At 75.0% G+C, this 12,451-nt stretch carries 11 protein-coding genes; 5 read left to right on the top strand and 6 right to left on the bottom strand.

Annotated elements, in window-relative coordinates:
* A complete protein-coding gene (locus K1Y72_RS28785; RefSeq protein ID WP_220169635.1) occupies window positions 1-783 on the top strand; it encodes a DUF427 domain-containing protein in 783 nt (260 codons plus the stop codon).
* A 31-nt stretch (window positions 784-814) separates the two neighbouring features.
* Here the strand turns inward: K1Y72_RS28785 and K1Y72_RS28790 are convergent, their stop codons facing one another.
* The gene (locus K1Y72_RS28790) at window positions 815-1,777 is read right to left on the bottom strand and encodes an alpha/beta hydrolase (protein WP_220169636.1); all 963 of its coding nucleotides are present in this window, start codon (window positions 1,775-1,777) and stop codon (window positions 815-817) included.
* Window positions 1,778-2,361: 584 nt separating this feature from the next.
* Here K1Y72_RS28790 and K1Y72_RS28795 point away from each other — a divergent pair.
* Entirely contained in the window at window positions 2,362-3,957 is a 1,596-nt protein-coding gene (locus K1Y72_RS28795) for a putative glycoside hydrolase (RefSeq protein WP_220169637.1), read from the top strand.
* A gap of 2 nt (window positions 3,958-3,959) precedes the next feature.
* A complete protein-coding gene (locus K1Y72_RS28800) occupies window positions 3,960-4,994 on the top strand; it encodes a polysaccharide deacetylase family protein (RefSeq protein ID WP_308287271.1) in 1,035 nt (344 codons plus the stop codon).
* Window positions 4,995-5,123: 129 nt separating this feature from the next.
* On the opposite strand, the gene K1Y72_RS28805 is transcribed toward K1Y72_RS28800, so the two are convergent.
* From K1Y72_RS28805 to K1Y72_RS28825, 5 genes are all read right to left on the bottom strand, one after another.
* Window positions 5,124-6,416 (bottom strand): alkaline phosphatase family protein, encoded by a 1,293-nt coding sequence (locus K1Y72_RS28805; protein ID WP_220169638.1) that lies wholly within the window; start codon window positions 6,414-6,416, stop codon window positions 5,124-5,126.
* Window positions 6,417-6,543: 127 nt separating this feature from the next.
* On the bottom strand, window positions 6,544-7,149 hold the full coding sequence (locus K1Y72_RS28810; RefSeq protein WP_220169639.1) for a GTP-binding protein: 606 nt from the start codon (window positions 7,147-7,149) through the stop codon (window positions 6,544-6,546).
* Window positions 7,130-7,501: a DUF742 domain-containing protein gene (locus tag K1Y72_RS28815; RefSeq protein WP_220169640.1), complete on the bottom strand. Its 372-nt coding sequence runs from the start codon at window positions 7,499-7,501 to the stop codon at window positions 7,130-7,132. Before K1Y72_RS28815 ends, K1Y72_RS28810 begins: the two co-directional genes overlap by 20 nt.
* Window positions 7,502-7,508: 7 nt before the next feature.
* Window positions 7,509-7,925: a roadblock/LC7 domain-containing protein gene (locus tag K1Y72_RS28820; RefSeq protein WP_220169641.1), complete on the bottom strand. Its 417-nt coding sequence runs from the start codon at window positions 7,923-7,925 to the stop codon at window positions 7,509-7,511.
* The gene (locus tag K1Y72_RS28825; RefSeq protein WP_220169642.1) at window positions 7,918-10,422 is read right to left on the bottom strand and encodes a sensor histidine kinase; all 2,505 of its coding nucleotides are present in this window, start codon (window positions 10,420-10,422) and stop codon (window positions 7,918-7,920) included. The genes K1Y72_RS28820 and K1Y72_RS28825 overlap by 8 nt, the downstream gene beginning before the upstream one ends.
* A 238-nt stretch (window positions 10,423-10,660) precedes the next feature.
* On the opposite strand from K1Y72_RS28825, the gene K1Y72_RS28830 reads away from it, so the two are divergent.
* Window positions 10,661-11,074, top strand: a complete 414-nt coding sequence (locus K1Y72_RS28830; protein ID WP_220169643.1) for a roadblock/LC7 domain-containing protein — start codon at window positions 10,661-10,663, stop codon at window positions 11,072-11,074.
* A gap of 91 nt (window positions 11,075-11,165) precedes the next feature.
* Entirely contained in the window at window positions 11,166-12,320 is a 1,155-nt protein-coding gene (locus K1Y72_RS28835; RefSeq protein WP_220169644.1) for a hypothetical protein, read from the top strand.
* Window positions 12,321-12,451 lie beyond the last annotated feature (131 nt).

A 12,451-nucleotide genomic window follows, 5' to 3' on the forward strand; every position in this document is an offset into this window, starting at 1 on the left:
ATGTCGCTGACCATGCCGCCGGGCCCGCTGTCCGGGCAGCCCGGGGAGAACGTCAACTACCGCATCGAGGGGCCCGCGCACCGCCTGTACGGGCACCCCTTCCCGCGGCGGGTGCGCGCCGAGTTCGGGGGCGAGACCGTCCTCGACACCGAGCGCGGCCTGTACGTCCACGAGACCGGCCTGCTGCCCGTCCTCTACGTGCCCGAGGACGACGTGCGCGCCGGCCTGCTGGAGCGCACCGGCCACAGCACCCACTGCCCGTTCAAGGGCGACGCCGCCTACTGGACGGTCCGCGCCGGCGGCCGCACCGCCGAGAACGGCGTCTGGGGCTACCCCGAGCCGAAGGAGGAGGCCGCCTGGCTGCGCGGGCACCTCGCCTTCTACTGGAAGGCCCTGGACGCCTGGTACGACGAGGACGAGGAGGTCTTCGGGCACCTGCGCGACCCCTACCACCGGGTGGACGCCCGCGCGTCCTCGCGCGCCGTGGAGGTCGCGCTGGACGGCGAGCCGGTCGCCAAGACCGGCCGCGCCGTCGTGGTGTCGGAGACGGGCCTGCCGAACCGCCTGTACGTCCCGGCCGCCGACGTCCGCGCCGAGCTGCTGGAGCCGAGCGGGAAGCGGACCGTCTGCCCCTACAAGGGCGAGGCGACCTACTGGACGCTGCGGTCCGGCGGCCGGGTCGTCGAGGACGCCGCCTGGTCCTACCCCGACCCGCTGCCCGACGCCGCGAAGATCGCCGGGATGCTCTGCTTCGACCACGAGGCGCTGACCGTCCGGACCTGACGGCCCGGACGGCCCGCGGGCGCCGGCGCGATCAGGCGCCGAGCGCGTCCCTCAGCATGGGGAACGCGGCGTGCAGCTCGCGCTGCCAGTACGGCCAGGAGTGCTGGCCCTCGTAGAGGTGCGTCGTCACCGGGATGCCGAGCTCGGCGAGGCGGGCGGTGAACGCCACGGCGTGGTCGTGCACGCCCGCCTCGACGGGGTCGGTGAACGGCAGGCCGCCGAGCGGTCCGGCCTCGCCGTCGCCCGACGACACCCAGAGCCGGACGCCGGCGAGGCGGCCGGCGAGGTCGGTCGGGTTGTGGGCGTGCCAGATGGCGGCCTGCGCGTCCGGGTCGCCCCACACGCGCCGCCAGTCGGTGCCGGGGCAGGAGAACGACGGGCCCCAGCCGGTCGAGCTGTCGCCGGGCTCGTGCCCGTAGAGGGTGTCGAGGTAGCCGCTGAACGCGGCGGCGGCGCGGAACATGCCGGGGTGGCGGGCGGCGTAGTCCATGGCGCCGAGGCCGCCCATGGAGTTGCCGGCGATGACGCGCTCGGTGCCCGCCCGGTACCGCCGTTCCAGGATCTTGCGCAGTTCGGTCAGGTGGAAGGTCTCCCAGGCGGGCGGCCCGCCCTTGCCGTAGTTCCACCAGTCGGAGTAGTTGCCGCACGAGCCGCCGTTCGGCATGACGACGATGACGCCGGCGTCCGCGGTGAGGGCGGCGACGTCGGTGTCGCGCGTCCACGCCCGGTAGTCGTCGACGCCGCCGTGCAGCAGCCAGAGGGTCGGCCAGGTGCGGTCCGCGGTGCGCGACCAGCCGGCCGGGAGGAGGAGCCGCACCTTCTGGTCCCCGCCCATGGCGGGCGAGGCGATGGTGAGGTCGAGGGTGCGCGGGGCGACGGCGGTCTCGGCGACCACCTCGGCCCCGGCGGCGGACGCGGGCACCGCGCCGCAGAGGGCGGACAGGAGCAGGCTGAGGATCCCCAGCGCGCAGGCCAGGGCGGAGCTGCGACCCAAGGCGGGTCCTTTCGGGAACGGCGGGCGCTGGAGGGCCGGCCGTGGAAACGCGCGGAGCGTCCGGCGGGGCGGGTCGCGCCGGGGAGGTGACGGGCCGGGCGCGCGGGCGCGCCGGGCGGTGCGAGCGGTCGCGGGGCGGGCGGTCGGGAACGGCGGGAGCGGGACGGGGAAAGGGCGGCGGGAACCCTTCGGCGGGGCCGCCGGAAAGGCGGTGGCCGGGCGTCCGGCCGCTGCGAGCGCACTTCCTCCTTTTTATCGGTCGATGAGTTGTTCGTTCCCCGGCATCCGTGCCACTAATCAGTGGCACGGCAGGAAAAAGGCGTGGTCCGGCCGCCGTTGCCGCCCCGTGAGGGAGTGCCGGACCGGTCGCCGGCGGCGGTGATTTTCATCGCCGATGCCACATTTCCCGAGATTCCGAACCTTTGCGGAATGGATCACCCGGCTTGGGCGCCGCGTTCACCGGACTTGATCAAGGGTTGGCCATTCCTGTAACGACCTTGGATGTTGCCGGACCCGGAACCCGGGCCATCGTTTGATCATTAGTGGTGATGCCGATGCGCGAGCGGGAGCCGGGGGGAAGTCCGATGAGGAACAGAAGAATCGCCTGGAAGTGGGTGGCGGGGGTCACCGCGGGAACGGCGGCCGCGGCCGGCGGCACGGCCGTCGCCGCCGCCTACGCCCTCGGGCCGGACGTGCGGATCACGGGGGTCGCCGACAACGTCGTGCTGAACGGGGCGCAGGCGGCCGGCCGCGCCGTCGGCGTCAGCGGCGCCGACCTGGCCCGCGCCCGCGTCCGGCTGAACGGCCGGCCGGTCGCGACCCGCGTCGAGAACGGCCGGATGGTCGTCCGCACCGGCCCGCTGCGCGAGGGCGACTACGAGCTGACCGTCGCGGTGCCCGGCCGGATGGGCCTGCCCGGCGGGGTGCGGCGCAGCCGGTTCCGGGTGGACGCGACGCCGCCCGCCGTCACCGTGGACGGCGCCGCGCCCGCCGGGCAGGGCGTCCAGGTCACCGCGCGCAGCGCCCGCGGGCCGTACCGGATGACGGGACGGGTGGCGGACGGCGTCGCGCTGACCGCCAACGGCGCGCCCGCGCGGCTGCGGGACGGCCGCTTCGCGCTCGACTTCCCCTACCCGCCCGACGCCGTCCGGCTGTCGGCGGTGGACGCCGCCGGCAACCGCGCCGACCTGCGCGTCCCGGTGCTCGTGCCGCACCGGCCGATGCGGGCGGTGCACGTCACCGCGCTCGCCTGGGCGTCCAAGCCGCTGCACGACCGGGTGATGCGGATGGTGCGCGAGGGCCGCATCAACGCCGTGCAGCTCGACATCAAGGACGAGGACGGCATCGTCGGCTACCGCACGAGGGTGCCGATGGCGCAGGCCGTCAAGGCCGTCGGCGGCTACTACGACGCGCCCGCCGCGCTCGCCGAGCTGCACCGCGCCGGCGTCCGGGTCGTCGGGCGCATCGTCGCCTTCCGCGACCCGAGGCTCGGCCGGGCGTCCTGGAAGCAGGGCGCCCGCGACCGGCTGGTGCGCACGCCCGGCGGTGCGCCCTACGGGTCGCAGTACGGCAGCATGTCGTTCACCAACGTCGGGAACCCGCAGGTGCGGCAGTACAACATCGACCTGGCGCGCGAGGCGACCGCGCTCGGGTTCGACGACGTCCTCTACGACTACGTCCGCCGCCCCGACGGCCCGCTCGCCGCGATGCGCTTCCCGGGGATGCGGGGGACGGTGGAGGACGCCATCGCCGGCTTCCTCGCCGACACCCACCGCGCGATCCGCCCGCTCGGCGGGACGCTCGGCGCCTCGGTCTACGGGATCGCCGCGACCCGCCCGCACGAGATCGGGCAGGACATCGCCAAGATGGGCGCGCACGTCGACTACGTGGCGCCGATGGTCTACCCGTCGCACTGGGGGCCCGGCGAGTTCGGGATGGCCGACCCCGACGCCCACCCCTACCGGACGGTCCGCGACTCGCTGCGCACCTTCCAGAAGGTCCTCGCCGGGACGCCGACGCAGGTCGTCCCCTGGCTCCAGGACTTCTCGATGCGCCACCGCTACGGGTCCGCCGAGGTCCGCGAGCAGATCAAGGCGCTGCACGCGGTCGGCGGCGACTCCTACCTGATGTGGGACCCCGCCGTCCGCTACCACGCCGACGCGCTCGACGAGAGGGCCTGACCGTGCGCACCAGCAAGACGCTCCGCGTCCTCGCCGCCGCGTCGTCGGCCGCGTCCCTGGCCGCCTGCGGCGGGGCGGGCGACACCGCCTCCAACGCCGCCCGCGCGGCGCACCGGGAGCCCGCGCCCGCGCGGGCCACCGCGCGGCCCGCCGACCCCGCCGAGATCGGCGCGAACGAGCTCGGCCTCGTGCCCGTCCTGATGTACCACCGGATCATCGCCCGCCCGCAGACCGTCTACGACCGGACGCCGGCGGACCTGCGCGCCGAGTTCGACCGGCTGGCGGCCGGCGGCTACGTCCCGGTCACCGCCGCCGACTTCGCGACCGGCCGCATCGACGTGCCGGCCGGCCGGCACCCGGTGGTGCTGACCTTCGACGACAGCGTGCCGAGCCAGCTGCGGTTCGGCGCGGACGGCGCGCCCGCGCCCGACACCGCCGTCGGGATCCTGCTGGCCGCCGCCCGCCGCCACCCGGGGTTCCGGCCGGTCGCCACCATGTACGTCAACGCCGACCCGTTCGGGGAGCGGGGCGGGCGGCGCTCGCTCGGCTGGCTGCACGCGCACGGCTTCGAGGTCGGCAACCACACGACGACCCACCGCGACCTCGGGAGCGCCACCGCCGCCCAGGTCCGGCAGGAGATCGGCGGCAACCAGCGGGCCGTCCAGGCCGCCGTCCCGGGCCTCGCCGTGCGGACGCTCGCGCTGCCCTTCGGCATCGCCCCGAAGCAGGCGGCGCTCGCGGCGCGCGGCGAGTACAAGGGGACGGTCTACGACAACAAGGGCGTCTTCCTGGTCGGCGCGAACCCCGCGCCGTCCCCGTACGCCGCGTCCTTCGACCCGCTGCGCATCCCGCGCATCCGCTCCCAGGGCCGGCACGGGCAGGACGCGAACCTGACCTCGGCGCGCTGGCTGGACCGCCTCGCCGCCAAGGGCGGCGGTCGCTACACCTCCGACGGCGACCCCGCCGTCATCTCCTACCCGCGCACCACCACGACCCGCATCGCCCCGTCCTGGCGCGCCCGCGCCCGCCCCTACTGACAGCCGCGCCGTCCATGACCACCCGGTCACCCAATGTTGAGATGCGGCGTGTTGCCCACTTCGGAGATCGAAAGTGGGCAACACGCCGCATCTCAACGTTCGATGACCGGGTGATCATGGGGATCCCGGTCAGCCCTTGGGAAAGCCGTGCTCGAGGGCGTAGTCGCGGAGCTCGTACCAGTCGTCGCCGGTGTGGACGTGGGCGGAGTCCAGGCAGCCGAGGGTGAGGGGACGGGGGACCCTGATGCGGGACGCGGCCAGGTTCGGGGCGCTCTCGAAGTCGAGCACCTCGGCGATGTTGCGGGCGGCGGCGTCGCGGACGGTGAGGGGGTCCAGGCCGAAGCGCCACTCGATCGCCTTCAGGATCGAGGTGTGGTCGTAGACCTCGTGGGCGATCGCGCCGCGCCGGGCGCGCGGGGAGATGAGCAGGCAGGGGACGCGGAAGCCGCGGAGGGCGGTGTCCAGGTCGGGGCGCGGGTCGGGGCCGGCGGGCGGCGGGACGTGGTCGAAGAAGCCGCCCCACTCGTCGTAGTTGACGACCAGCAGCGTCCGCGCCCAGTTCGGCGACGTGGTGACGGCGGTGTAGACGCGGCTGAGGAACGACTGCCCGAAGCGGATGTCGGCGAGCGGGTGCTCGTCCTCCGACAGGCCCGGCAGGGCCTCGCCGAGGAAGCCCGGCTCGACGAAGCTGACGGCGGGCAGCCGCCCGGCGCGGGCGTCGTTGTAGAACTCGCCGATCTGCCGGGTGATGTCGAGGTGCTTCAGGCCCCACAGGGCGGTGAACGGCACGTCGCTGAAGTAGTAGCGGGCGGCCAGCCTCTTCGCCTTGAGCCGGTCCCAGATGGTGGCGATGTCGGTGAGCGCGAAGGTGTTGGAGATCCGGTCGGTCTGCCCGGCGTGCTGGAAGATCCGGTTGGGGAAGGTGGAGGACATGACGGCCGGGAAGTACCGGTCGCAGACCGTCCACTCGCGGGCCGCGCGGCCGTGGAAGGGCAGGTCGTCGCCCTCGAAGTAGCCGATGGAGAACACGTCGTTGTCGCCGGCGCGCAGCCAACCGTCGCAGGCGCCCCCGTTGTACTCCACGCGGCCGCCCGCGTAGGAGTGGTCGGGATCGCTGAACCCGCACCCGTAGGGGACGGTCAGGTGGTGGGTGGCGTGCTCGGCGCCCGCGGCGTCGGTGTAGGTGAGGCCCGCCTGGCGGCCGTCGGCGCCCGGCAGCCAGCCCAGGTAGTGGTCGAAGGACCGGTTCTCCATCATGACGACCACGATGTGGTCGATGCCGGAGTCGGCGGGGTCGGGCAGGTCGGCGACGGGGGCGCGCTCGGCGCTCGCGGCGGCCTCCGCGCCGCCCGCGGCGAGCAGCGCCGCCGCGCCCGCCGTTCCCGCCAGGAATCCGCGCCGGGTGAGTTCGTCGATGCCCATGGGGAGCCTCCTCGGGTCGTGGCCGCTGCGCAGTATCACCACGCGCGGGGCACGGGAGGAAGAACGGTGGCCGACGCCGGACGGGCGGAAGGTGGAATCCGTTCGCGGGCGCCGGCCCGGAGCCCGCTCAGCCCGCCGGGGACACGCTCGACAGGACGTGCTCGACCATGGTGATGAGCACCTGGCGGGCCGACGAGCGCTGCCGCACGTCGCACATCACCAGCGGCACGCCCTCCTCCAGGTCCAGGGCGATCCGCACGTCCTCGGCGCGCTTGCGCTCGGCGCCCTGGAAGCAGTTCACCGCGACGACGAACGGGGTGCCGCGGTCCTCGAAGTAGTCCACCGCGGGGAAGCAGTCGGCGAGGCGGCGCACGTCGGCGAGGACGACCGCGCCGACGGCGCCGTGCGCGAGCTCGTCCCACATGAACCAGAAGCGCTGCTGGCCGGGCGTGCCGAACAGGTAGAGGACGAGCTCGTCGTCCAGGGTGATGCGGCCGAAGTCCATCGCCACGGTCGTGGTCGTCTTGCCGTCCACGCCCGCGACGTCGTCGACGCCGATGCTGCGGTCGGTCAGCACCTCCTCGGTGCGGAGCGGCCGGATCTCGCTGATCGCGCCGACCATGGTGGTCTTGCCGACGCCGAACCCGCCCGCGATGAGGATCTTGGCGGTGATCGGGCGGCCGCCGGCGCGCGGCCCGCCGCCGACGGCGGTGTCAGAGTGCGCGTAGTCCATGCAGCAGCTTCCTTAGTACGAGCTCGTCGGGAGCGTCCCCGGTCGGGGTGGGCTTCAGCACCCTGATGAGGTTCTCGTCGCGCAGGTCGTCGACCAGCACCCGCACGACGCCGACCGGCAGGTCCACCTCCGAGGCGATGTCGGCGAACGCGACCGGCCGCCGGCAGAGCGTCAGCAGCATGCGGTGCTCGGGGTCCAGCCGCAGCCGGGCGCGGGGCGGCACCCCGGTCGCCTCCAGCACGGCGATGAGGTCGAGGGCGTCGCCGCGGGTGCGGGTGCGGCCGCGGGTGACGGTGTAGGGCCGCACGACCGGCCCGGCGTCCTGGTCCAGCCACCTGTCCTCGGGGCTCACGGCGGGTTCACCGGGCGCCGGACGCGGGCGGCAGCTGCGCGGCCGGGCGGGCGAGCCGCTCGGCGAGCGCGGTCAGCTCGTACACGATGGCGCCGGCGTCGGCGTCGGCCGCCCCGAGGGCGGCGACGCTGACCGCCTCGCCCGCCGAGACGATGAACAGCAGCGCCTTGTCCATCTCGATCACCGTCTGCAGCAGCTCGCCGCCGCCGAACCGCTGGCAGGCGCCGCGGGCGAGGCCCTGGGTGCCCGACACCAGCGCCGACAGGTGCTCGGCGCGCTCCTGGCCGAGCCCGGCGGACGCGGCGATGACGAGGCCGGCGCGCGACAGCACCACCGCCCGGTCCACCCCGGGCAGCCGGGCCATCATCTCGTCGACCTGCCGGGCCGCGTCGCCGTCCCGGAACGCCTGTTCGCGATCAGTCATCGTTCTCCGCGCTCATCCCGGTTCCCGTTCCCTCGTCCGGCTCGGCGGCGCGACCGCGCCGCCAGCCGCTCTGCATGGACGCCATGACCGAGCGGGCCTGCTCGGGGGAGCGGCCCCCGAGGACGGGGCGCTCGCCGGTCGCGGTCGTCGTGGTGGCGGAGATCGTGGCGGGAGCCGAGTCGCGCAGCTGCGGCGCCATGCTCGCCCGGCGGACGCGGCGCGGCATCCCGGCGTGCGTGGCGGGCTGCGGTTCGTGCTGCTCGGGCGCGCGCTGCCCGGGGGCGTCGGCCGTGGCGGGGCGGTCGGCCGTCGCGGGGACCTGCGGGATGCCGCCGGGCGGCGTCGACGGGCGGCCGGCGGGCCAGGGCGGGGGCGCCGCCGCCGGGGCCGTCCCGTTGCCGTTCCCGTTCCCGTTCCCGTTGGAGGGGGCCGGGGGCGGCCACTCCGGCGCGCCCCAGTCGGCGGCGGGCCGCTCGGCCGCGGGCCGTTCGGCGGCGGGCGTCGCGGCGGCGGCCGCCTGCGCGGCGCGGACGACGGGCAGCTCGCCGGAGATCTCGCCGAGCTTCTCGCCGTTCGGGCACTCCGGCGAGGCGATCATCGTGTGCGGCAGCAGCACGATCGTCTTCAGGCCGCCGTAGGCGTTCGGGACGAGCGAGACCTTGATGCCGTGCTTGTGGGCGAGCGTCGCGACGACGAACAGGCCGAGCTGGTCGCCGTCGGCGAGGCCGAAGTCCGGCGGCTCGGCGAGCTGCCGGTTGACCTGCTCCAGCTTCTCGGCGCTCATCCCGAGGCCGCGGTCGGAGATCTCCACCACGAAGCCGTTGCCGACCGGGCCGGCGTCGACCTCGACGGGGGTGTTCGGCGGGGAGAAGTTGACGGCGTTCTCCACCAGCTCGGCGATCAGGTGGATCATGTCGGCGACCGCGCCGCCGACGATCGCCTCGCGGGCGGTGCCGACGACCTCGACGCGGGCGTAGTCCTCGATCTCGCCGATCGCGCCGCGCAGCACGTCCAGCACGGCGACGGGCTGCCGCCAGCCGCGGCCCGGCGTCGCGCCGGACAGGATGATGAGGCCCTCGGCGTGCCGCCGCATGCGGGTGGTCAGGTGGTCGAGGCGGAACAGGTCGTCGAGCTCCTCGGGGCTCGACGCCTTGCGCTCCAGGACGTCGAGCATGGCGAGCTGGCGGTGCAGCAGCGACTGGTTGCGGCGGGCCAGGTTGCGGAAGACGCGGCCGACGGCGGCGCGCAGCTCGGCCTGCCCGACGGCGGCCTCGACGGCGGTGCGCTGCACCGAGGAGAACGCCGACGCCACGCCCGCCACCTCGGCGGTGCTGCGGCCCATGCAGATCGGCGGCGCGGCGGAGTCGACGTCGACCTCGTCGCCGCGGCGGAGCTGGGACACGACGGCGGGCAGCCGCCGGTCGGCGACCTCGTGCGCGGCGGTGCGGAGCCCGCGCAGCTCGCGCACGATGCGGTTGCCGAAGCGGATCAGCAGGAACGACGACAGCAGCACCGCGATGAGGCCGAGGCCGCCGACGACGGCGAGGCGTACCAGCAGGTCGGTGCCGAGCTGCTTGGAGTGGCCGGCCAGCATCGGGCGGGCCTGGGTGACCGCGCGGTCGAGGCCGGCGGAGTACTGCTGGACGGCCGAGCCCCACATGGTGGGGGAGACGCGCAGCTGGGCGGTCGGGCGGGCCTGGACGACGCGGTCCTCCAGCGAGGCGAACGCGGCGTGCGCCGAGGACTCCTGCAACCGCCGGAAGGCGGCGGCGGGCGCGGCGTCGAAGTCGTCCAGCGCGTCGTCGATGAGGAGGCGCTGCTGCATGACCAGGCGGGTGAAGGCGGAGTGCTCCTCGACGGTCATCCGGCCGCCCGCGGTGAGCGCGCCCGCGACGAGGACGGCCTCGCGGCCCACCAGCTCCTGGGCGTGCGAGAGGCCGGTCAGGCACTGCGCCTGCCGGGTGACGGCGGCGTCCTTGACGATGCTCATCTGGTCGACGAGGTGGAAGTGCGCGTCCATCACCTCGTTGTAGGCGTCGAACGCCGACAGCTTGCTGATGCTGTTGACGTCGACCGAGCGGCGGATCGTGGCGAGCCGCTGCGACTTGTCGACGAGGACGGCGAGCCGCGCGCGCATCGGCGCGTTCAGGATGTCGCGGAACGAGGAGGTGCGGGTCGCCTTGACGAACGCGGCGATCGCGGCGTCGGTGCGGGGCCGCTGCGCGTCCATCGCCGAGCGCGGCACGCGTCCGTTTCCGGCCACGTAGACGACGGTCTGCTGCCGTTCGAGCCCGACCTGCTGGAGCAGCGGCGTGATCGCCGCGCCGTAGCGCTTGTTGATGGCGTCCAGGTTGCGCTTCTCGAACGCGTCGCCCGCCGTGCTCTGCGCCGCGAACCCCCAGAGCGCGACGAGCGAGACGATGGGGACGACCAGCAGGCCGAAGATGGTGACGCGGATGGAGCGGGTGCGCTCGCCGCGCGGGCGCGGGGCTACCACGCGCGCCGCCGGGACGGCGGGGCGGGCGGGCGGACGGCGGGGACGTTCATCGGTCGCTCTCACCTCGAGGGGGGAAGCCGGGTGGGCCGATCGGGCAGCGCGTGCTCGTCGCGTCACGGTAGCGGGCAGCGATTTGTTTTGTCCCTATTTCGTCCATCTTCTTCGCTCGGGTGGCATCATGCCTCGGACGGCGCGGCCGGAAGACCGCCCGGCCGGTGGCGTACGACGGGGAGGTCCCATGCAGACGACGGCGCGGCGCGGCGGATCGGCGGGCCAGCTCGACTGGCTGCTGGACGGGCTCGTCGAGCGGGTCCCCGAGGTCACGATGGCGGTCGTGCAGTCGGCCGACGGGATCGTGATGGGCGCCTCGACCGGCCTCGGCGGCACCGACGCCGAGTACCTGTCGGCGCTCGCGGCCGGGCTGCAGAGCCTCGCGAGCGGCGCCCGCGACCAGTTCGGCGCGGGCGAGGTGCACCAGACCATCATCGAGATGCGCGACCTGTTCCTGTTCGTCACGAGCGCCGGGCAGGGCGCCTCGCTGACGGTGCTGAGCCGCTCCGACGTCGACCCCGGCACGATCAGTTACGAGATGGCGGTGCTGGTGAAGCGGGTCGGCGAGCACCTGTCCTCGGTGCCGCGCGGCAAGCGCTGACCCCGTGCGGCGCGGGGGCTCCTCCCCGGGGTGACGGCTGTGGTCGACTGGAGGACGTCCGCCAGGGCCGCGAGCGGGGGAGGGGCGACCGGTGGTGCTGCGAAGGCGCGCGTGGCGGCCGGCGGCCGTGGCCGCGGCCTGCCTCCTGACGCTCTCCGGAGCCGGGGCCGCCGGAGCGGACGCGCCGCCCCCGGCGCAGGTGCGCTCGCTCTGGGAGACCGCCGTCCCGGGCAACGCCATCAGCCGTGACTGCGGCTACAGCGTCCCGGTGCCGGGCGCCGTCCGGCGGGGCCTCTGGCTGTTCTGCGACTCCACCTGGAAGGGCTCGGCCACCGGCTTCTGGCTCGGCGACACCGCCGCGACCGGCCCCTACACGCCCGGCCGCGTGCCCGACGCCCTCGCCGAGATCCCGACGCCCGGCGCGCCCGCCGTCCCCGTCGCGACGCCCGCCGCCCGCGCGCCCGCGCCGTTCCTGCCGGTGCCGACGGGCGTGCGGCTGCCGTCCGGGCAGAGCTGCACGGTCCCCGGCTTCTCCTACCAGGCGTCCTGGATCTCCGGCGCCGCGCCCGAGCCCGGCCCGGACGGCGGCGGCAAGGTGCTGCTGACCTACACCGACGTGTGCACGACCTCCGCCACGATCTCCACGCAGCGGTTCGGCGTGGTGGAGTACGACCCGGCCGCCAACGCGCTGAGCGGCCAGGCGCAGGTGTTCACCGACCCGGCCGAGCTGCCCTTCCAGCGCGCCCTCGGCTCGCCGGTCTTCGCCGGCGGCCACCTCTACCTCGTCGGCGCGGTCTGCGACACCGGCGGCCCCGGGGCGTGCGCGGCCGGGCGCGTCGTCCTCGCCCGGGTCGGCGCGACCCCGCGCGAGTGGCGGGACGCCGCCGCCTACCGGTGGTGGGACGGCGCGGGCTGGACCGCCGACCACGGCGCCGCCGCCTCGATCCTGCCCGGCGCGCGCCCGATGGCGGCCGTGCACGCGGCGGACTACGGCGCGCTCGGGCGCGGGTTCGCCGTCGTCGAGCAGACCGACATCACCGGCGGCTACCGCGTCTGGCGCTCGGACGCGCTCACCGGCGGCTGGCGCGTCGCGCGCACCGGGACGGCGCCCTGCGGCGGGCAGCACGGCCTCGACCTCTGCCGCGCCTACATCGGCCACCCCGAACTCAGCACCCGCGACGACCTGCTGATGTCGTACTACGACCCGGCCGCCGCCCACGTCGGCGTCCTGCGCACGCCCTGGTAGACGCGCCTCCCGCGCCGGGGGTTGTCCCGCGCGGGACGGACCGCGATCGTTGGTCAATGGGTATTCGTCCGTCGCGCCCCGTGGTGCGAGGGATACTCTGGCTCGCCGTGCCGCGCCGGGGGCACGGCTCC

Origin of the sequence: Actinomadura parmotrematis, from assembly GCF_019458805.1 — a bacterium.
Taxonomy (GTDB): Bacteria; Actinomycetota; Actinomycetes; order Streptosporangiales; family Streptosporangiaceae; genus Spirillospora; species Spirillospora parmotrematis.

Bases quoted from the DNA above. Each gene is read 5' to 3' on its own strand.
- K1Y72_RS28785 (WP_220169635.1), top strand. From the start codon at position 1: ATGTCGCTGACCATGCCGCCGGGCCCGCTGTCCGGGCAGCCCGGGGAG.
- K1Y72_RS28795 (WP_220169637.1), top strand. From the start codon at position 2,362: ATGAGGAACAGAAGAATCGCCTGGAAGTGGGTGGCGGGGGTCACCGCG.
- K1Y72_RS28805 (WP_220169638.1), bottom strand. From the start codon at position 6,416: ATGGGCATCGACGAACTCACCCGGCGCGGATTCCTGGCGGGAACGGCG.
- K1Y72_RS28810 (WP_220169639.1), bottom strand. From the start codon at position 7,149: ATGGACTACGCGCACTCTGACACCGCCGTCGGCGGCGGGCCGCGCGCC.
- K1Y72_RS28820 (WP_220169641.1), bottom strand. From the start codon at position 7,925: ATGACTGATCGCGAACAGGCGTTCCGGGACGGCGACGCGGCCCGGCAG.
- K1Y72_RS28830 (WP_220169643.1), top strand. From the start codon at position 10,661: ATGCAGACGACGGCGCGGCGCGGCGGATCGGCGGGCCAGCTCGACTGG.